A 19072-nucleotide genomic window follows, 5' to 3' on the forward strand; every position below is an offset into this window, starting at 1 on the left:
AGAAAAGATGAATCGAGTAGTAGTTACAGGATACGGCGTCACTTCTCCAATCGGAAATGACCCAGAAACTTTTTTAGCAAGTTTACAAAACGGGACCAACGGCATCGGCCCGATTACAAAATTTGACGCAGAAGCAACAGGGATCTCAGTTGCCGCTGAAGTCAAAGATTTTCCGTTAGAAAAGTACTTCGTTAAAAAAGATACGAAGCGGATGGATCTTTTTTCCATTTATGGAATTTATGCGGCCTTAGAAGCGATGGAAATGGCGAAGTTAGATACAGAAACCATTGATGTGGATCGTTTTGGCGTGATGGTTGGTTCGGGGATCGGCGGCTTGCCAACGATTCAAGACCAAGTGATTCGAATGCATGACAAAGGAGCAAATCGGGTATCACCAATGTTCGTACCGATGTCGATCGTAAATATGGTTGCCGGCAACATTGCGTTACGGGTAGGTGCGAAAGGCATTTGTACGACGACTGTTTCCGCCTGTGCTTCTGGTACCCATTCAATCGGTGAAGCTTTTCGGAACATCAAGCATGGCTACGCAGATGTCATGATCGCTGGTGGTTCAGAAGCGACGATCTGTGAAATCGGTATCGCTGGTTTTGCGTCTCTGACGGCGTTAACCACTGAATCAGACCCTGACAAAGCTTCCGTTCCGTTTGATAAAAATCGTAGTGGGTTTGTCATGGGTGAAGGCGCTGGCGTCTTCATTTTAGAATCATTGGCGCATGCGCAAAAACGTGGGGCAACGATTTTAGGTGAAGTCGTAGGGTACGGTGCGAACTGTGATGCCTACCATATGACTGCGCCAAATCCTGATGGATCAGGTGCCGGAAAAGCAATGAAATTGGCGATGCAAGAAGCATCGATCACCTCGGCTGAAGTTGGCTACATCAATGCCCACGGTACAAGCACGCCCGCCAATGACAGTGCAGAAGCGACATCGATCCAATACGGATTGGGCGAAGACTATAAAAAACCATATGTTAGCAGTACAAAGTCAATGACTGGTCATTTGCTTGGGGCGGCTGGCGGAATCGAAGCCATTGCTTCACTATTAGCATTACAACATCAATTTATTCCACCAACCATCAACGTGACAGAACAAGATCCTGAGATCGACTTGAACGTTGTTATCAATCAAAGCCAACCAGCAGAATTGACCTATGCCATGAGTAATTCACTTGGGTTTGGCGGTCATAATGCAGTGATCTTGTTGAAACGTTGGGAGGAAGCGTAATTGGAAACACATGAGGTAAAAGAGCTGCTCAGCCAATTCGATCAATCGACGTTAACTGAGCTTCAATTAAAAAAAGAGACATTTGAACTTTATTTTAATAAAAATACGACAAGTGGGCTACAAAGTGCATCCTCTGCACCTGCGCCTGCTCCTGCAGCGAATGCTGCGTCAACTCCTGTTGCACCAACGCCTGCTGTCTCAGCAACACCGGACACAGTAGAAACGGCAAAACCTGTTTTAGAGGGCAAAGAAGTTGTCTCTCCATTAGTGGGTGTCGTTTATTTGAAACCAAGTCCTGATAAAGACAACTTCAAACAAATCGGCGATCACGTGAAAAAAGGTGATATTCTCTGTATCGTTGAAGCGATGAAAGTCATGAATGAAATCGTCAGCGACGTCGATGGCGAATTAGTTGAAGTCTTGGTTGAAAGCGAACAAATCGTTGAATACAATCAACCATTATTCCGTGTGAAAGAAGGGTAAAGCAATGAGCGCATTAACGATTCAAGAAATCAAAGAAATCATCCCTCATCGTTATCCGATGCTTTTAGTGGATCGGGTAGAGGAGCTAGAAGAAGGCAAACGGGTCGTTGCGAAGAAAAACGTTACTATCAATGAGCCGTTTTTCCAAGGTCATTTTCCCCATGAACCAGTGATGCCCGGAGTATTGATCGTGGAAGCAATGGCACAAGCAGGTGCTGTGGCATTGCTATCATTGGAAGATTTTCGTGGGAAAACTGCCTACTTTGGCGGTTTAGAAAAAGCGAAATTCAGAAAAAAAGTAACACCAGGCGATACCTTGATCTTAGAAGTAGAAATAATCAAAGTGAAATCTGCAGCTGGCATCGGCAAAGGAATTGCCTATGTTGATGGGAAAAAAGTGGCGGAAGCAGAATTGACTTTCATGATTGGATAGGTGAGACATGTTTTCTAAAGTATTGATCGCAAACCGTGGCGAAATCGCCGTACGTATCATTCGCGCTTGTCGCGAATTAGGTATTCAAACGGTCGCCGTTTATTCAGAAGCAGATAAAGAAGCGTTGCATACAGAGCTTGCCGATGAAGCGATTTGTATCGGACCTGCCAAAGCAGCCGACTCTTATTTGAATGTACAGCAGATCCTAAGCGCTGCGATCGTCACAAAGGCTGAGGCGATCCATCCTGGATTTGGCTTTCTTTCAGAGAATAGCCGCTTTGCTGCGATGTGCGAGGAATGCAATATCGTCTTTATTGGGCCAAAGAGTGAGACTATCGATGCAATGGGAAACAAAATCAATGCAAGACGCTTGATGATCGAAGCAGAAGTACCGGTCATTCCCGGAAGCAAAGGCGCGATTTCTGATGTGGAAGAAGCTTTAACGATCGCTGAAGAGATTGGTTACCCAGTCATGCTCAAAGCTGCGGCCGGCGGTGGCGGTAAAGGGATACGGAAAGTCGCAGATAAAGAAGCATTGCCGCATCATTTTGCTTCGGCACAGCAAGAAGCGAAAGCGGCATTTGGCAACGATGAGATGTACATTGAAAAAATCATTTATCCTGCTCGACACATAGAAGTGCAAGTGTTAGGTGATTCTTTTGGTAATATTATCCACCTTGGTGAACGCGATTGCTCGCTGCAACGCAACAACCAAAAAGTGTTGGAAGAATCCCCTTCTGTGGTGATTTCTGAAAGCAAACGAGCAGAGCTAGGAGAAGCAGCGGTACGTGCCGCACAAGCGGTAGGGTATCGAAATGCCGGCACGATCGAGTTTTTAATGGCAGACACTGGGGCGTTTTATTTCATGGAAATGAACACTCGAATCCAAGTGGAACACCCCATCACTGAAATGGTGACTAACATTGATCTAGTCAAAAAACAACTCGAAGTTGCTAGTGGCGAACCGCTAGGCTTGACACAAGCAGACATCAAGATGACAGGTGCGGCAATCGAATGTCGGATCAATGCAGAAAATCCAGCCTTCAATTTTGCACCGTCACCAGGCAAGATCAACAATTTATTTCTGCCTGGTGGAGGCTTGGGTGTACGGGTAGACAGTGCCATGTATTCCGGCTATACGATCCCGCCTTATTATGATTCCATGATCGCTAAAGTGATCGTTCACGGCGAGAACCGTTTTGAAGCATTGATGAAAATGCAGCGGGCGTTAGCTGAATTAGTGACCGATGGTGTCATTACGAATGCAGAATTCCAAATGGACTTGATCAGTCACCCGAAAGTGATTGCGGGAGACTATACAACCGCCTTTTTACAAGAGGAATTTTTGCCAAATTGGACACCTGAACAATAGGAGGGAAGTTGAGTGGCTTTATTTAAGAAAAAAAACTACATTCGCATCAATCCTAATCGAGGTCAGCTGCCAACGAACGAACCAGTCGTCCCAGATAATCTTTGGGCGAAATGTCCTAGTTGCAAACGAACGCTTTATACGAAGGAGATGGGGGCAGAAAAAGTCTGTCCCCACTGCGGGTATAATTTCCGGATCAGCGCCTGGGAACGGATCGCTATCACGATTGATGAAAAAAGTTTTGAAGAATGGGACACAGATGTTACCACAAAAGATCCCCTTGATTTCCCAGGGTACCTGGATAAAGTCGCACAAATGCAAGAAAAAACTGGTTTGCATGAGGCTGTTCTAACGGGAGAAGCCAAAGTTCGAGGATTGCCGTTAGCAATCGGTGTCATGGATGCGAATTTCATCATGGGCAGTATGGGAACGGTCGTGGGGGAGAAAATCACCCGTTTGTTTGAACGTGCGATCGAAAAACAGCTACCAGTTGTTCTTTTTACCGCTTCGGGTGGGGCTCGGATGCAAGAAGGGATTTTGTCACTGATGCAAATGGCGAAGATCTCCGCGGCAGTAAAACGCCACAGTAAAGCTGGCTTGTTTTATCTAACGGTTTTAACGGACCCGACCACCGGTGGCGTTACCGCTAGTTTTGCGATGGAAGGGGATATCATCCTGGCAGAACCGCAAGCATTGATCGGTTTTGCTGGACGACGTGTGATTGAACAAACCATTCGTCAGGAACTACCTGAAGATTTTCAAAAAGCAGAGTTCCTGTTAGATCATGGCTTTGTCGATCAAATCGTTCCACGGACGAACTTGCGGGAGAAAATCCACCATTTGATTTCTTTGCATACGCGGAAAGGATGGAATCGCAATGACTAGAGCAGCCCACGAAATCGTTGAACTCGCTCGCAGCAAAGACCGCTTGACGGCACTGGATTACTTTGAAGGCATTTTTTCTGAGTTTGAAGAGTTTCATGGAGACCGTCTGTTTGGCGAAGATGAAGCCGTTGTTGGCGGGATAGCTTGTTTAGATGGCAAGCCAGTGACCGTGATCGGTATTCAAAAAGGCCGTAATCTACCTGAAAATTTACGCAGAAACTTTGGCTCACCACATCCTGAAGGCTATCGAAAAGCGTTACGCTTAATGAAGCAAGCAGAAAAATTTCAGCGACCTGTGGTCACATTGATCAATACAGCAGGGGCGTTTTGTGGTATTGGCGCGGAAGAACGGGGAGAAGGGGAAGCGATTGCCCGTAACTTGATGGAAATGTCCGATTTAACGGTGCCGATCTTGGCAATCATCATTGGTGAAGGCGGCAGCGGCGGTGCTTTAGCACTGGCTTTAGGGGATGAAGTGTGGATGATGGAACACTCGATCTATGCCATTTTATCTCCCGAAGGCTTTGCTTCGATCCTATGGAAAGATGGTAGCCGGGCCAAAGAAGCTGCTGGTTTAATGAAGATCACTGCCCAAGAACTATTTGAATTAGGCGTTATTGAAAAAGTGATTGCTGAAACCCATGAAGAGGCCTTTTTACCGAAAGAGCAATTGATGGAACAGATGAAAGCGGCAATTTCAACGAAACTCGCTGAACTTTCTACGTTGCAAACAGAAGAATTGCTTGAGGCAAGGTATCAGCGTTTTCGCCGATTTTAACAACTAGGATATCCACTCTGAATAGAGAGAGGGTATCCTAGTATTTTTTTATTAAAAGTGTTATTGAATAAATCGTGCAAATGACGAAGTTTTTAGTTTAAAATTTAATTATTCTGTGCTATTATGTATATATTCTGAATATAAGAAGATTATATTGCATAAATATTTGTTTTGAAGAGGAGCGTTTTAATGAAAAAATTATTTGGAGCACTTGTTGTATTGACGGGGATTTTGGTTTTAGGAGCTTGTGGAAATGGCGGCTCATCGAGTACTGGCAGTTCTAGTGCCAGCGGTTCGGCGGATAACCAATTGGAAGCCATCAAAGCAGCCGGTGTGTTGAATGTGGCAACTTCTGCTGACTTTGCCCCCTTTGAATTTCATGCCTTGATTGATGGCAAAGATACGATCGTGGGCGCAGATATCGATATGGTCAATGAGATCGCTGATCGTCTTGGTGTCGAAGTGAATATTTTGGACCTTGATTTCAATGCTGTCTTGACTGCTTTGCAACAAGGAAAAGCCGATATCGCTGTTTCAGGCATCTCAGCAACTGACGAACGTAAACAGACTTTTGATTTCACCGATAACTATTTTACACCAGAACAAAAAGTAGTTGTTAATAAAAACAATGAGTCGGCATTTGATTCAATCGAAAGCTTGTCTGGCAAAAAGGTAGGCGCTCAAAAAGGCTCGATCCAAGAAATGATCGTTCAAGACCAATTAGCGGATTCGCAATTGGTTTCCATCGCCAAAGTTCCGAATCTAGTCAATGAATTGAAACAAGGATCGATCGACGGTTTGGTGCTTGAAAGTGCGGTGGCTGAATCGTATGTTGCACAAAATGATGACCTCGTGATCACTGATGTAGCATTAGAAGCGTCTGAAGGCGATTCTTATGCAATTGCTTTACCTAAAGGGAGTACCGAACTACAAGAAGAGCTAAACAGTATTTTGAAAGAATTGATTGAAGATGGTACAATCGATGAGTATGTACAAAAGAACACAGATCTAGCCAACGAAAATGCGGCGCAATAGATAGAACGGAGTAGACACAATTATGGATTTATCCTTTTTAGCGATATATTACCCTTATTTTCTTTCTGGTGTGGTGATCACCATCGTGATCTCTATCATCACCGTGATCTTTGGAACGATTCTAGGGGTGATTTTTGCCCTAATGAAATTATCAAAAGTGACGCCTTTGCGCTGGTTTGCTAATGCGTATATTGAAGTCATCCGCGGCACACCAATGTTGGTGCAGATATTGATCGCTTTTGGTCTTTTGCAAGGCATGTTTGCCTTGCCGACAGTCTCGATCGGTGTGTTGAGTCTTGATTTTGGGCGGTTATTTCCTGGGATCATTGCGCTCTCGCTTAATTCTGGGGCATATGTTGCTGAGATCGTCCGAGGGGGAATCAATGCCGTTGATTACGGTCAAACAGAAGCGGCTGGTTCTTTAGGGCTGCGGCCTTTTCAAACGATGCGTTATGTCGTATTGCCACAAGCACTACGCAACATCTTGCCGCCACTAGGCAATGAATTTATCGTTTTGATCAAGGATTCCTCTTTGCTTTCAACGATCGGCATCTACGAGCTGATGAACAGTGCGCAGATCGTTGTCACCAGTTCTTTCCAACCATTAACGCCTTTCTATGTGGCGGCGGTCATTTATTTCATCTTGACGTTTACGACTTCGCGACTATTGAGTTTATGGGAAAAGAAACTAGGAAAAGGCTATCGTCGTTAAAAGGAGAAGACAAGCTATGATGTTAGATATTCAAGAGTTACACAAAACCTTTGGCAGCAATCAAGTGCTAAAAGGGATCACAACGACGATCGAGCAAGGAGAAGTCGTTGTGGTGATTGGACCATCTGGTTCAGGAAAAAGCACGTTCTTACGCTGTTTAAACTTACTAGAAGTACCGACAAGCGGAAAAATCTTTTTTGAAGGAACCGATATTACCGATCCAAAGAATGATTTGTATAAGATGCGGGAAAAAATGGGCATGGTTTTTCAAAATTTCAATCTTTTTCCGAATATGACGGTTTTAGAAAACATTACTTTGTCCCCGACGAAAGTCAAAAAGATAGCAAAACCAGCTGCTGAAACACTAGCAAAGCAACTATTGAATGATGTAGGTCTGCCTGATAAGGCAAACTCCTATCCACAAAGTCTATCTGGTGGACAAATGCAACGGATCGCTATTGCACGTGCCTTGGCGATGGAACCGGATGTGATGCTCTTTGATGAACCGACTTCTGCGTTAGACCCTGAAATGGTTGGCGAAGTATTGTCCGTTATGCAGCGTTTGGCTCAGCAAGGAATGACGATGGTCATCGTCACTCATGAAATGGGCTTTGCGAAGGAAGTCGCGGATCGGATTTTATTTATGGATCAGGGAATCATTATGGAGGAAGGAACGCCAGAACAGCTCTTTGATCATCCGAAAAACCCGAGAACCATTGATTTTTTAAGTAAAGTATTGTAAAATGCGAGAAGCTCGCAGTTGCAAATGACAATTTTGGACTTTTTCTAAGCATCCTTTCAGTAAAAGGATGCTTTTTTGACGGAAAAAAAGAATACTTTAAAGAAGTGATGGAACAAACTGTTGTTTCGACACCTTCGTTTTTCAGTTCTTTTACAAGAAACCTGCAGAAACTGGCGCACTTGCTAGTATTCAAAAAGATTCTATTGTATAATTACAGGTTGAAGAGGTCTGATCTTGATAGAAACCATCTGCGTGATTGTAGGCAGATCGGACTGTTTCTTTTTAAGGATCGACAATTTGGATCGATGACTAGTCGTCGATTTTTAATACGTGAAGAAATCATGCAGCAAAGGAGATTTTATGTTTTCAAATTATAAACCGACTTGGATGGTCGATGCGATTTATAAAATCACCCCTAGCCAACTAAAGGCACAGGGGATCAAAGGGATTTTGACCGATCTTGATAATACCTTGATTGCTTGGAACAATCCTGACGGAACCGAAGAACTAAAAAACTGGCTACTGGAAATGAAAAATGCTGGGATACCGGTAGTTGTCGTTTCCAACAACAATAGTGAACGAGTGGCACGGGCAGTTGCGCCCTTTGGTTTAAAGTACGTACACCGCGCATTAAAACCCTTTTCAAGAGGGATCAAACAAGGCTATCAACAATTAGGCTTGAAAAAAGAAGAGGTCGTGATGATCGGCGATCAAATCATGACGGATGTACGAGGTGCCAATCGTGCCGGTGTTCGCAGTATTTTAGTGAAACCAGTGATCCCAACGGATTCTTGGAAAACCCAATTTAATCGAGCCGCAGAAAGAAAAATCATGAACTATTTATTGAAGCACAACCCAGAGTTAAAATGGCGTGGAGGAATTTAATATGACAGAAGGAATCGAAGAAATTCACTGTATCGGCTGCGGGGCAGTGATTCAGACAACGAACCCCAATGAATTGGGCTACACCCCGCAATCCGCATTAGAAAAAGGACTTGAATCAGGAGAAGTCTATTGTCAACGCTGCTTCCGTTTGCGCCATTACAATGAGATCCAAGATGTTTCCCTTACCGACGATGATTTTCTGCGTCTACTGAATGAAATCGGGGAAAAAGAAGCCTTGATCGTTAATGTCGTTGATATTTTCGATTTTAATGGTTCATTGATCCCAGGACTGCACCGCTTTGTCGGCAATAATCCTGTTTTATTAGTGGGCAACAAGGTGGATATTTTACCGAAATCTTTGAAAAAATCGAAAATGACCCAATGGATGAAGGAACGGGCTTACGAAGTCGGTTTGAGACCCGTCGATGTATTGTTGACGAGTGCCAAGAAACCGGGTGAAACCCAAGCGTTGCTACAAGCGATCGAAACGTATCGTGAAGGTCGTGATGTGTATGTGGTTGGTGTGACGAATGTTGGAAAATCAACATTGATCAATCAAATCATCAAACAAACAGCAGGGATCAACGAGCTGATCACCACTTCGCGATTCCCTGGAACTACATTGGATAAAATTGAGATTCCATTGGACGACGGGCACTTTTTGATCGACACACCAGGAATCATTCATCGTCATCAAATGGCACACTATTTAGGTAAAAAAGATCTGAAAATCGTGGCACCAGCCAAAGAAATTAAACCGAAAGTGTATCAATTGAACCCTGAACAAACCTTGTTCTTAGGGGGACTTGCCCGTTTTGATTTCATACAAGGAGAACGAAGTTCGTTTGTTGCCTATGTAGCGAATGATGTAGCGATCCATCGGACCAAATTAAGTAAAGCCGATGAATTTTATGAGAAACATGTTGGTGGGCTGCTGCAGCCGCCACGAGCAGATGAAGTGGCGGATTTTCCTGAACTCGTCCGTTTCGAATTTTCAATCAAAGAAAAAACCGATATCGTTTTTGCTGGACTTGGCTGGATCACGATCACCAAACCATGTGTCATCGCCGGGTGGGCGCCAAAAGGTGTCGATGTGCTTAGACGTAAAGCATTAGTATAAGGAAGAAGGAAGATTATGGACTTACGAGGAAAACAAAAAAGATTTTTACGAAGTGAAGCGCACCATCTAAACCCGATTTTTCAAATCGGCAAAGGCGGCTTGAATGACGCGATGGTGTCGCAAATTGAAGAAGCACTAGAAAAACGGGAATTGATCAAAGTCTCATTACTCCAAAATACCGATGAGGTTGCTGACGAAGCAGCTGAAACGATCCGTGAGAAAGTTGGCTGTGAAGTGGTTCAGATCATCGGACGAGTGATCGTTTTATTCAAACCGTCTAGTAAAGAAAAATACCAAACGATTTCAAGCAAAGTTCGTTCAATTTAGGAGGGAGAAGGCATGCAAGGACAAACATTTGGAAAGGTACAAACGGTTTTAGAGACACAAACACAAGAACTTGTACCGAAAAAGCAAGTGGGCATTCTTGGTGGAAATTTTAATCCAGTACACTACGCACATCTGGTCATGGGTGAGCAAGTAGGGCAAGCATTAGGGCTGGATAAAGTTTATTTCATGCCTGAGTATTTACCGCCTCATGTTGATGAGAAAAAGACAATTCCCGCTGAGCATCGTTTAGCGATGTTGAAGTTGGCGATCGCCGATAATCCGCGATTTGCTGTAGAGACCATTGAGTTGGAACGAAAAGGTAAGAGTTATACGGTTGATACGATGCGGGAATTGACAGCTAAGAATCCAGATACTAATTATTATTTTATCATTGGCGGGGATATGGTGAACTATTTACCAAAATGGCATCAAATCGATGAGCTGATGGAATTGGTAACTTTTGTGGGGGTTCGCCGCCCGGAAGTGCCGATCGATAGCCCATACCCGATTATTTGGATCGATATTCCTCTAATGGATGTCAGCTCAACAACAATTCGTAAAAAAGTGCAACAAGGTTGTTCGGTTCGCTACTTATTGCCTGATAATGTGTTACACTATATTCAAGAAAAGGGGTTGTACTTGGATGAAGAGTGAACACTACACACAAGCAGAACGGGAACTTTTGATGCAAAAGGTCCAAATGCAGATGAGTCAAAAGCGCTTTGAGCATGTGTTAGGTGTCGAAAAAACGGCCGTTGCCCTTGCGGAAAAATATGGCGCTTCACCGGTCAAAGCCAGCATCGCTGCTTTGACTCATGATTATGCCAAAGAACGCAGCGATGAAGAATTTCGATTAGTCATTCGTAGAGATGGATTTGAATTGGATCTCTTGAACTGGAACAATGCTATCTGGCATGGACTCGTCGGTGCTGATTTCGTTCAACGAGAATTAGAGATCGATGATGATGAAATCTTACAAGCGATCCGTTTGCACACAACCGGAGCTGCCAAGATGAGCCTACTAGATAAAATCATCTATGTGGCAGATTATATCGAACCCGGGCGTACGTTTCCTGGAGTCGTTGAGGCTAGGGAAATCGCAATGATCGACTTAGATGCCGCTGTTGCTTACGAAACGAAACATACCTTGCTTCATTTGATCGAAACAGAAGCAGTTATCTACCCAAAAACGATCGAAACCTACAATTTTTGGGTAGCCAAATATAGGAGGGAATTACCATAGATAGTCAGAAAATATTAGAAATTGCTGTAAAAGCCGCCGATTCAAAACATGCCGAAGATATTATGGCATTAGATGTGCGGGAAATCTCTTTGCTAGCAGATTACTTTGTGATCTGTTCAGGAAATAGTGAACGTCAAATCAATGCGATCATTGATGAAGTCATCGATAAAGAAGAAGAAAGTCAAGTATCTGTTCGCCGTGTCGAAGGAAAAGATGGTGGAAAATGGGTCTTGATCGACTTAGGTGACGTAATCGTTCACGTATTCAGTGCCTCAGAACGTGCTTTTTACAACCTAGAAAAATTATGGTCTGATGCGCCGCTTGTGGATCTTAATGAATGGGTCGTGGCGTAATGGCTTACGAAACCTTCGCATTTGTCTATGACGAAGTAATGGATTCCAGTCTCTATAAAAAGTGGCTGGATTTTTCTTGTCGTCATTTAGGAAAAAGAAAACAGCTGTTAGAATTGGCTTGTGGAACCGGTGCGTTAGCCGTTGAATTTGCCAAGGCTGGTTTTGATGTGACTGGGTTAGATCTTTCAGAAGAGATGCTGATGATCGCTAGTCAACGGGCTGAAAAAGAAGAGGCGGCTGTGCAATTTGTTGCGGGTGACATGCTGGATCTCGTAGATATTGGCACCTATCAAGCTATTACTTGCTATTCTGACTCTCTTTGCTACATGGAAGATGAGCAGAGTGTGCAGCAAGTGTTTGATGGTGTTTACAGTTGTTTAGAAGAAGATGGCGTCTTTTTATTTGATGTGCATTCCTTATATCAAATCAATGAAGTGTTTCCTGATTATAGCTACCATTACCAGACGGATGAATTTGCCTTTCTTTGGGAAAGCTATCAAGGAGAAAAAGACCATAGCATTGAACATTTCTTGACCTTTTTTGTTGCACAAGAGAATGGGTTGTTTGAACGCTTAGATGAGCTTCATCAAGAAAGAACCTATCCTCTCGAAAGCTATTTAAGAATGTTAGAAAATGCTGGTTTTGCTAATGTTGAATGCTACGCTGATTTTATCGATACAAAACCAAATGAAAAAAGCCGTCGCTGGTTTTTTGTCTGCCATAAGTAACCGTTATGTAAAACAGGAGGGATGTCGATGAAGGCTTGCGGACTAGTCGTAGAATATAACCCTTTTCACCATGGCCACCAATACCATGTGGACAAAGCCAGGCAAGAAACCAACGCTGATGTCATTGTAGCCGTGATGAGTGGGAATTTTTTACAGCGTGGCGAACCAGCAATCATCGATAAATGGCAACGAGCCCAAGCGGCATTGCAAAATGGCGTCGATTTGGTCGTTGAACTGCCATCCGCTTGGGCCGTCCAGTCTGCTGATTTTTTTGCAGCGGGAGCGATTAGGATCTTACAAAATCTGCAATGTGATTCTTTGTGTTTTGGAACAGATGCGAAACAACCCTTTGACTATGCAAAGTTCGCTCAGTTTGAAAAAGAAAATCAGCGGATGATCGATGACGCATTTCAACGCATAGCTAGGCAAAATGCTACCTATAGTCAAAAAATGAGTATGGTCCTCAGTGAGCTTTATCCTGAGTACCATGCAGAAAATGACCAGCCGAATCATCTGTTGGGTATGGCGTATGCACGGGAAGTGTTGTGTTATGAAAAACCAATGAGGCTTGTTCCCATCCAACGAATTGCGGCCTCTTATCATTCAGAACAATTTGAGCATCCAACGATCGCTAGTGCCACAGCCATTCGTCAAGGTCTCAAACAAGGTGAAGCTGTTGTGGATTTTGTTCCTGAAGCAACACAAAAATTTCTTTCGCAAACAACAGTCGACTGGGAAACCTTTTGGCCGTATCTTCAATACCAGATCATTTCTGCCCCCCTCGAAAAATTAGCTGCTATTTACCAGATGGAAGAAGGACTAGAATATCGACTAAAACAATATGTGACTGCGGCGGATTCGTTTGCAGATTTTATCAAGTTGTTAAAGACAAAACGCTATACCCAAACGAGACTGCAGCGTCTTGCTTGTTATGTATTGTTCCAAGTGACAAAAGCTGAAATGAAGGAAGCCCAAGCACATCCCTTTATTCGAGTCTTAGGCTATACAAAGCAAGGGCAGCACTATTTAAAAGAAGTCAAAAAAGAGTTGACCCTTCCGCTGATCGCTAAATTCGGTAAGAAAGAAGCACAGCGCTACGGCTTGTCATTGCGGATCGACCAGATCTATCAGCAAGGGAATCCTCAAATCACAGAACAAAATTTTCGAAGAATTCCGCTTTTTATTGATAAATAAGTGAAAATTACTTCACAGAACGCCATTTGACAAGTATAATGAATAAGGATTTTTAAAAACAAGAAAGCGAAGTGAAATCATGGGTCGTAAATGGGCAAATATCGTAGCGAAAAAAACTGCTAAAGATGCAAACAATAGCCGAGTTTATGCAAAATTTGGAATCGAAATCTACGCAGCAGCAAAATCGGGTGATCCTGATCCTCACGCGAACCAAAAATTACGCTTTGTTATCGAACGTGCGAAAACCTACAATGTGCCAAAACACATTATTGACCGTGCGATTGAAAAAGCCAAAGGTTCTGGCGATGAACAATACTCAGAACTTCGATATGAAGGATTTGGACCAAATGGATCAATGGTGATCGTCGATACTTTGACAAACAACGTCAACCGTACCGCAGCCGATGTTCGGGCCGCTTTTGGTAAAAACGGCGGGAATATGGGTGTTTCTGGGGCAGTTGCTTATATGTTTGATAACACAGCATTATTTGGCTTTGCTGGTGACGATGCTGATGAGATCTTAGAATACTTGATGGACAAGGAGATCGATGTTCGTGATGTTGTTGAAGAAGATGGACAAATTATCGTTCACGGTGAACCAAGTGACTTCCATGCCATTCAGGAAGCCTTGAAAGAAAAAGGAATCACCGAATTTTCAATTGCTGAAATGCAAATGATTCCTCAAAATGAAGTAACCTTGACTGGCGATGATCTAGAAAAATTCGAAAAAATGATCGATGTATTAGAAGATCTTGAAGATGTTCAAAATGTCTATCACAATGTGGCAGACGCTGAAGAATAAGACATACTGGCAGCCTAGAGGTGATCTGGCTGCCAGTTTTTGGTGTTTTTTTCATCAACCTTCCGTTGTTTAGTCAAGTGAAAAAACAAGAGAGCGAGAAGCACTTCTCTTGAAAATTCTTCAATATTCATCGTCTTTTCAGTTGGTTTCCAGACATTTTATATGTTATGATTTACTACATAAGCAAACAACTCGTTAGGGGGGCAGACATGGAAGAAAAAATCGTTTTAGAGCCATTTAATCGAATCTTAAGTGGTTTTGAAAAGCTAGCAGAAGTGTCTGTATCGATTTCTGACTGCTCGGCTCTTTGTCGGAAATATCAAAAGTATGGGGTGGAAGGGTATCGTCTAGGCGATTATCGTGGTTCTTCTTATTTGAATCGTTATTTAAATGTCGTCGTTGATCGCGCACCCTTGTTAATTTATAAAGAGCGATTCTTGATTCCTTTGGTCTTTCGCATGTCGGAATACTCTGAACGGCTCTTTATCGATGATTATCGAATGGAAGGGTTCTTCTTGCTGTTGGATTGGCTTTTAGAACACCGACCAGAAAAAGCAATTATTGATTATAAGCGAACGCGTGCTTTACCTCACAGAAAAGAATTGGTAATCGATAGTTCTTATGTGCTTTTTCGATTGACGGAAATTCTCGACGGTGCTGGTTTTCCTCTTAGTCGCTTTACAACGATCGAGGAATTTAGTCAATGGAATCGTACCCATCGTTTGATCGATAATGGCAGTATCGGACGTCATACAAAATTATTTGTTCCAGAAGATCCGGAACACGTTTCTGAGCTGCAGATGATTTTAACAATCGTTGGGATGCGTTATCCAGAAACCCGCTTATTTATTGGCGAATTAAAAGGCTAAAAAACATCACAATCGGCTGGTTTCATTTGAGAATCAGTCGAAAGTGATGTTTTTTTGTTAGGTTATTCGTCAATCCGTGATGCTTCTTGAAACTGATAAGTGGCAGGATCAGCTTTCACTAGAAGCGGCAATTCTTCTTGGGTAAGGACGGTCAACTGATGCATCGCCCGTGTCGCCATTGTATAAAAAATCAATTGGTCTTGTTCAGTCGCGAAAGTGGCACCTGGTGTCCAGACAAATACTTGGTCAAACTCTAGCCCTTTTGCTAAAAAGGCCGGGAAGATCATGACATTGCGTTTCATGAAGTCTTCTTCAGAGGTGATCAGCTGCACTTGTTCCTGCATTGTTTCTGTCAGCTGGGCATATAACTGCTGGCAATCCTTTGCGGTTTTACAAATGATCGCGGTGCGCCAACGCTGATTCTCCGCTGCCTTTCGAATACTGGTTTCTAGGAAAGCCAGATTTTCAGATTCAGTTCCTTTAACAATTGTTGGTACCGCACCTTTACGAGCCGTCAATTCCACTTGATCACTGCCAACTAAAAATTGATTGGCGAAATCTGTGATTTCCTTAGTCGAACGATAGCTGGTTTTCAATTGATAACGTTTCACGCTTTCGTGGGGGAATAATTCTGCTAATGCTCCGACGATCGTTTCATTGCCATAAACTTTTTGGTTCAAATCGCCGCACAGGGTGATACCAGCCTTTGGATAAAGCTGACGCAGCAGAGCCACTTGTGCTGGTGGAAAATCCTGCATTTCATCGATAAAGATAAACCGAGCTTTTTCTTCGACGTGAACAGGATAAAGCTGTTTGATCAGTAAGAAAAACAAAACGGCGTCTTCTTGTTTGATTTGTCTTTGGCGCATTCCTTGGCGAATGTTGGCAATACTTTGCTGCCAAGCCGCAGCCTCGATGCCAGTTTCTTTGACTGCAGCAGACTCAACCGATTGTAAAAAGTGTAAGTATTGCTTGGCTTGGTTGATAAACTGAAAGTTTTTCACTCCCCGCGTCAAGGAACGGAACTTCTTACGGACGATCTGCTGTCTGAGTTTCTTCCGCAAACGGCGTTCGTTTTCTTCGCTGTATTCTTGATGAGGATCGTTGGTAAATACTTGTTGCAATTGCTCTTCGGTCGCTTCTTTGACCCAGTCTTTTTTGGCTTCATCTTTTTCCAAGCCGCCGATTTTTTTTAATAATTTTGTTTGAAGCAGTTGGGTTCTTTGGTAAATCGGCAATTCATGATTGGTTTCTTGGTACCAGCGGCGAATCTGTTCTTTTGTCAAATAGGTTTGCCCTTGGATTTTTAGATCACGGAACAAGGGGCCGATCGGTGCAATCGAACGGACATAACGGTTGATTTTTTCCACCAAGAAAAGACTACTTTTGATTTTTTCAATGGCATCATCGTCGCCGCTTAAAAAGTTCTCTTCTTGTTGGGTTTCTTTTGTTACTTCATAGCCAGTCAGAATCAATTGGATAAAGTGGTGGAAGGTTCTTGTGGGCACTTCACTTTCCCCTAATGAAGGCAGGACCATGGATATATAGTCAGAAAACAAATGATTGGGTGAAAACAGCAAGACTTGTTTTTCGTCCAGCCATTTGCGATTCCGGTAAAGTAAAAAGGCGACCCGCTGCAATAAAGCAGAGGTTTTCCCACTTCCAGCAATCCCTTCGATCAGTAAAAATTTATTGGTGGTATCACGAATAATTTGGTTCTGTGCTTTTTGGATCGTTGAAACGATGTTACGCATTTGAGAAGAAGAGGCCTCATCCAAGATTTCCAATAAAAATTCGTCATTGATGATCTCCGAAGTATCGACCATCGATAAGATCTCACCATTTTGAATTTTAAACTGGCGTTTTAAGAGCAGCTCTACCGTAAAACGGTCGGTGTCTGTTTCGTAGAATGTTTCACCAAGTTCTCCTTCATAGTAAAGATTAGCGATCGGTGCGCGCCAGTCAATGACGATCGTTTCTTCCTCTTTGTCTCGTAAAGAAGCGATCCCTAAATAGAGGGTCTCGGTTTCTTGCTCTTCTTTGAAATCGATTCGAGCAAAGTAGGGATTGCCTGCCATCGTTGTTAGGGTTTTGACGCGTTTTTCTTGTGATTCTGCGGTTTGATACTTGATCAGCAGTTCTTGTTCATGCTGCTGGTACTCGATAACTGATTCATAAAAGGCTTCACTGTCGCCTCCGCGAATTTTCTTATCGGCGATTTCTTTTAATTGATCATCCATTTTAGCGGCTAATTCTTGTTTTTGCTGCGAAAGGATCGCTTGTTCTCTGTGGATCAGAGCAATGGTCTCATTGATATGTTGTTGTTCTTTTTGACGTTCGTTCACGAAGGATCCTCCTTAAAAAAATTGCGACATAAAATTATAGCATATTTTCCCTGTGAATGTCGTGGAAAAAAAGAAACTATGCTAATATTTATAAAAAGAGCTTAGGTGTTCAAAAACGAAACGAAATAGAGGTGGAAAAGGTGAGAGAAGAAGCAGAATTGCGCCAATTGATCCTGTCTGTTGGGAAACGTGTTGGGGCACGTGCCATCGGTTTATCTGGTTCACGGACCGATCCACAGGCGCCAAAAGATATTTTGCAGGATTTTGACGTGGTCTTCGTGATGGAGGATATTCAGCCTTTGGTCGATGATTCTTCATGGTTAGAAGCCTTTGGATCAATCATGATCAGGCAAACACCGGAAGCTAGCACGATTTATCCACCCAGCTTGGGTGGTTGTTTTACCTACTTAATGCATTTTCAAGACGGAGCACGAATCGATCTCATGCTTTGTCCTCTTGCACTGGTCGATCGTCTTGCTAAAGAACCAGGCTTGCAGCCGCTGCTTGATCCAGACCAATTACTAAGTTTTGCTAATCAAGCAAATCATTCGCATTACTGGATCAAGCGCCCGACCCAAGCCGCTTTTCAAGAACACTGCAACGAATTTTGGTGGGTAAGCACGTATGTCGTGAAAGGGCTGCTTCGAAAGCAACTAATTTATGCTACGGATCATTTATACACCATTTGTTGGCAAGAATTGTTATGGATAGAAGATTTGTTTGTTGCCCATGCTCAGCAATTTCAGGTGAGTACTGGGAAAAATCATAAATACCTGCAGTCGTTTCTAACGGAAAAGGAGTGGCGGGAATTGACCTCATTGCTTGATTTTTCCACGATCACTGCTTGCGGTCAGTCCCTTTTGAAGATGCAAAAACGATTTGATAAGCAAGCAAAGAAAATCAGCGAGAAATTAGGGTTGGCCTATGATTGGCAAGAAGCTGAGAATGTCCAAACATATACGAAGTATTGGAGTGAAAAAAATTGGCAGATGAGACCAGAGAACCAAAAATAAAAGACAGTCAGATTCAAGCGTTTTGGCAGCGGTTTTTAAAAGCAAATCCAAGAAATCAATCTTCTCTGACCTATGAAGATGCTTGGTCCTTTGGTGATACTTCAGAAATGGCGGATGAACTGGCAGCACTTGTTTTAGCTGGCAAAAAGACAGCGACGACCTCCGCCGCTGCGCTCTATGAAATCGAGCAAGAAGCATTGCCACAATCAGAAACGTATAGTGTCCTTTTAGATGGTTCGGATGTACCAAGAGCTGTTCTTTATTTAGAGTCAGTGTCGATCGTGCCATTTGATGAAGTGACAGCAGCGTTTGCCTTTTTAGAAGGGGAAGGAGATCGCACTTTGGCTTATTGGCGCCGTGTTCATGAAGCTTTTTTTCGACGAGCTTATGCCTCAGCGGGGTTGTCTTTTCACGATCAAATGCTATGCGTTTGTGAAAAGTTTTCTGTCGTGTATCAGGAGGAATAAAGACACGTTTTTCTTTGGAAATCATGGGAATAGCTTTTGTCTT

Annotated in this window: 22 protein-coding genes; 21 read left to right on the top strand and 1 reads right to left on the bottom strand. The window is 43.1% G+C overall.

The window, feature by feature from the left end:
* Positions 1–7 precede the first annotated feature (7 nt).
* From fabF to IGI88_RS15150, 19 genes are all read left to right on the top strand, one after another.
* Positions 8–1246 carry a beta-ketoacyl-ACP synthase II gene (gene fabF, locus IGI88_RS15060; protein WP_429960739.1) on the top strand — a complete coding sequence of 413 codons (1239 nt, stop codon included), beginning with the start codon at positions 8–10 and terminating at the stop codon, positions 1244–1246.
* Positions 1247–1729: an acetyl-CoA carboxylase biotin carboxyl carrier protein gene (gene accB / locus IGI88_RS15065; RefSeq protein ID WP_005235584.1), complete on the top strand. Its 483-nt coding sequence runs from the start codon at positions 1247–1249 to the stop codon at positions 1727–1729. It begins immediately after the preceding gene.
* Positions 1730–1733: 4 nt separating this feature from the next.
* Complete coding sequence (gene fabZ / locus IGI88_RS15070) at positions 1734–2162, top strand: 3-hydroxyacyl-ACP dehydratase FabZ (RefSeq protein WP_429960740.1); 429 nt, start codon at positions 1734–1736, stop codon at positions 2160–2162.
* A 7-nt stretch (positions 2163–2169) separates the two neighbouring features.
* Complete coding sequence (locus tag IGI88_RS15075) at positions 2170–3534, top strand: acetyl-CoA carboxylase biotin carboxylase subunit (RefSeq protein ID WP_005235585.1); 1365 nt, start codon at positions 2170–2172, stop codon at positions 3532–3534.
* A gap of 12 nt (positions 3535–3546) precedes the next feature.
* Complete coding sequence (gene accD, locus IGI88_RS15080; RefSeq protein ID WP_086316197.1) at positions 3547–4416, top strand: acetyl-CoA carboxylase, carboxyltransferase subunit beta; 870 nt, start codon at positions 3547–3549, stop codon at positions 4414–4416.
* On the top strand, positions 4409–5194 hold the full coding sequence (locus IGI88_RS15085; RefSeq protein ID WP_005235587.1) for an acetyl-CoA carboxylase carboxyl transferase subunit alpha: 786 nt from the start codon (positions 4409–4411) through the stop codon (positions 5192–5194). The genes accD and IGI88_RS15085 overlap by 8 nt, the downstream gene beginning before the upstream one ends.
* Before the next feature lie 189 nt (positions 5195–5383).
* Positions 5384–6229 (top strand): transporter substrate-binding domain-containing protein, encoded by an 846-nt coding sequence (locus IGI88_RS15090; protein WP_005235588.1) that lies wholly within the window; start codon positions 5384–5386, stop codon positions 6227–6229.
* 22 nt (positions 6230–6251) lie between these two features.
* On the top strand, positions 6252–6941 hold the full coding sequence (locus tag IGI88_RS15095) for an amino acid ABC transporter permease (RefSeq protein WP_005225900.1): 690 nt from the start codon (positions 6252–6254) through the stop codon (positions 6939–6941).
* Positions 6942–6957: 16 nt separating this feature from the next.
* The gene (locus IGI88_RS15100) at positions 6958–7683 is read left to right on the top strand and encodes an amino acid ABC transporter ATP-binding protein (protein WP_005235590.1); all 726 of its coding nucleotides are present in this window, start codon (positions 6958–6960) and stop codon (positions 7681–7683) included.
* Positions 7684–8043: 360 nt separating this feature from the next.
* Entirely contained in the window at positions 8044–8568 is a 525-nt protein-coding gene (locus tag IGI88_RS15105; protein ID WP_005225903.1) for a YqeG family HAD IIIA-type phosphatase, read from the top strand.
* Between the two features lies 1 nt (position 8569).
* On the top strand, positions 8570–9688 hold the full coding sequence (yqeH, locus tag IGI88_RS15110; protein WP_429960741.1) for a ribosome biogenesis GTPase YqeH: 1119 nt from the start codon (positions 8570–8572) through the stop codon (positions 9686–9688).
* Positions 9689–9703: 15 nt separating this feature from the next.
* Entirely contained in the window at positions 9704–10015 is a 312-nt protein-coding gene (yhbY, locus tag IGI88_RS15115; RefSeq protein WP_008378170.1) for a ribosome assembly RNA-binding protein YhbY, read from the top strand.
* 12 nt (positions 10016–10027) lie between these two features.
* Positions 10028–10669, top strand: coding sequence for a nicotinate-nucleotide adenylyltransferase (locus IGI88_RS15120; protein ID WP_016620357.1), 642 nt, complete (start codon positions 10028–10030; stop codon positions 10667–10669).
* A complete protein-coding gene (gene yqeK / locus IGI88_RS15125; protein ID WP_005235599.1) occupies positions 10659–11258 on the top strand; it encodes a bis(5'-nucleosyl)-tetraphosphatase (symmetrical) YqeK in 600 nt (199 codons plus the stop codon). Before IGI88_RS15120 ends, yqeK begins: the two co-directional genes overlap by 11 nt.
* A gap of 11 nt (positions 11259–11269) precedes the next feature.
* Entirely contained in the window at positions 11270–11611 is a 342-nt protein-coding gene (gene rsfS, locus IGI88_RS15130; protein ID WP_034878521.1) for a ribosome silencing factor, read from the top strand.
* A complete protein-coding gene (locus tag IGI88_RS15135) occupies positions 11611–12339 on the top strand; it encodes a class I SAM-dependent DNA methyltransferase (protein WP_016612181.1) in 729 nt (242 codons plus the stop codon). The genes rsfS and IGI88_RS15135 overlap by 1 nt, the downstream gene beginning before the upstream one ends.
* 27 nt (positions 12340–12366) lie before the next feature.
* Entirely contained in the window at positions 12367–13533 is a 1167-nt protein-coding gene (locus IGI88_RS15140) for a nucleotidyltransferase (protein WP_429960742.1), read from the top strand.
* Between the two features lie 79 nt (positions 13534–13612).
* Positions 13613–14335: a YebC/PmpR family DNA-binding transcriptional regulator gene (locus tag IGI88_RS15145; protein ID WP_005225911.1), complete on the top strand. Its 723-nt coding sequence runs from the start codon at positions 13613–13615 to the stop codon at positions 14333–14335.
* A gap of 209 nt (positions 14336–14544) precedes the next feature.
* Positions 14545–15204: a hypothetical protein gene (locus IGI88_RS15150; RefSeq protein ID WP_034872543.1), complete on the top strand. Its 660-nt coding sequence runs from the start codon at positions 14545–14547 to the stop codon at positions 15202–15204.
* Positions 15205–15266: 62 nt separating this feature from the next.
* Here the strand turns inward: IGI88_RS15150 and helD are convergent, their stop codons facing one another.
* Positions 15267–17549 (bottom strand): RNA polymerase recycling motor HelD, encoded by a 2283-nt coding sequence (helD, locus tag IGI88_RS15155; RefSeq protein WP_086332426.1) that lies wholly within the window; start codon positions 17547–17549, stop codon positions 15267–15269.
* A 140-nt stretch (positions 17550–17689) separates the two neighbouring features.
* Between helD and IGI88_RS15160 the strand changes: the two genes are divergently transcribed.
* Both IGI88_RS15160 and IGI88_RS15165 read left to right on the top strand, forming a co-directional pair.
* Complete coding sequence (locus IGI88_RS15160; RefSeq protein WP_086332425.1) at positions 17690–18562, top strand: aminoglycoside 6-adenylyltransferase; 873 nt, start codon at positions 17690–17692, stop codon at positions 18560–18562.
* Positions 18532–19029 (top strand): ASCH domain-containing protein, encoded by a 498-nt coding sequence (locus IGI88_RS15165; protein WP_005235615.1) that lies wholly within the window; start codon positions 18532–18534, stop codon positions 19027–19029. Before IGI88_RS15160 ends, IGI88_RS15165 begins: the two co-directional genes overlap by 31 nt.
* Positions 19030–19072 lie beyond the last annotated feature (43 nt).

The organism is Enterococcus sp. AZ179 (assembly GCF_050498885.1).
Lineage (GTDB): Bacteria > Bacillota > Bacilli > Lactobacillales > Enterococcaceae > Enterococcus_D > Enterococcus_D entomosocium.

What these genes read in the sequence shown, in the direction of transcription:
- fabF (WP_429960739.1), top strand. Translation starts at nt 8, where the DNA reads ATGAATCGAGTAGTAGTTACAGGATACGGCGTCACTTCTCCAATCGGA.
- fabZ (WP_429960740.1), top strand. Translation starts at nt 1,734, where the DNA reads ATGAGCGCATTAACGATTCAAGAAATCAAAGAAATCATCCCTCATCGT.
- IGI88_RS15075 (WP_005235585.1), top strand. Translation starts at nt 2,170, where the DNA reads ATGTTTTCTAAAGTATTGATCGCAAACCGTGGCGAAATCGCCGTACGT.
- IGI88_RS15085 (WP_005235587.1), top strand. Translation starts at nt 4,409, where the DNA reads ATGACTAGAGCAGCCCACGAAATCGTTGAACTCGCTCGCAGCAAAGAC.
- IGI88_RS15090 (WP_005235588.1), top strand. Translation starts at nt 5,384, where the DNA reads ATGAAAAAATTATTTGGAGCACTTGTTGTATTGACGGGGATTTTGGTT.
- IGI88_RS15095 (WP_005225900.1), top strand. Translation starts at nt 6,252, where the DNA reads ATGGATTTATCCTTTTTAGCGATATATTACCCTTATTTTCTTTCTGGT.
- IGI88_RS15100 (WP_005235590.1), top strand. Translation starts at nt 6,958, where the DNA reads ATGATGTTAGATATTCAAGAGTTACACAAAACCTTTGGCAGCAATCAA.
- IGI88_RS15105 (WP_005225903.1), top strand. Translation starts at nt 8,044, where the DNA reads ATGTTTTCAAATTATAAACCGACTTGGATGGTCGATGCGATTTATAAA.
- yqeH (WP_429960741.1), top strand. Translation starts at nt 8,570, where the DNA reads ATGACAGAAGGAATCGAAGAAATTCACTGTATCGGCTGCGGGGCAGTG.
- yhbY (WP_008378170.1), top strand. Translation starts at nt 9,704, where the DNA reads ATGGACTTACGAGGAAAACAAAAAAGATTTTTACGAAGTGAAGCGCAC.
- IGI88_RS15120 (WP_016620357.1), top strand. Translation starts at nt 10,028, where the DNA reads ATGCAAGGACAAACATTTGGAAAGGTACAAACGGTTTTAGAGACACAA.
- yqeK (WP_005235599.1), top strand. Translation starts at nt 10,659, where the DNA reads ATGAAGAGTGAACACTACACACAAGCAGAACGGGAACTTTTGATGCAA.
- IGI88_RS15135 (WP_016612181.1), top strand. Translation starts at nt 11,611, where the DNA reads ATGGCTTACGAAACCTTCGCATTTGTCTATGACGAAGTAATGGATTCC.
- IGI88_RS15140 (WP_429960742.1), top strand. Translation starts at nt 12,367, where the DNA reads ATGAAGGCTTGCGGACTAGTCGTAGAATATAACCCTTTTCACCATGGC.
- IGI88_RS15145 (WP_005225911.1), top strand. Translation starts at nt 13,613, where the DNA reads ATGGGTCGTAAATGGGCAAATATCGTAGCGAAAAAAACTGCTAAAGAT.
- IGI88_RS15150 (WP_034872543.1), top strand. Translation starts at nt 14,545, where the DNA reads ATGGAAGAAAAAATCGTTTTAGAGCCATTTAATCGAATCTTAAGTGGT.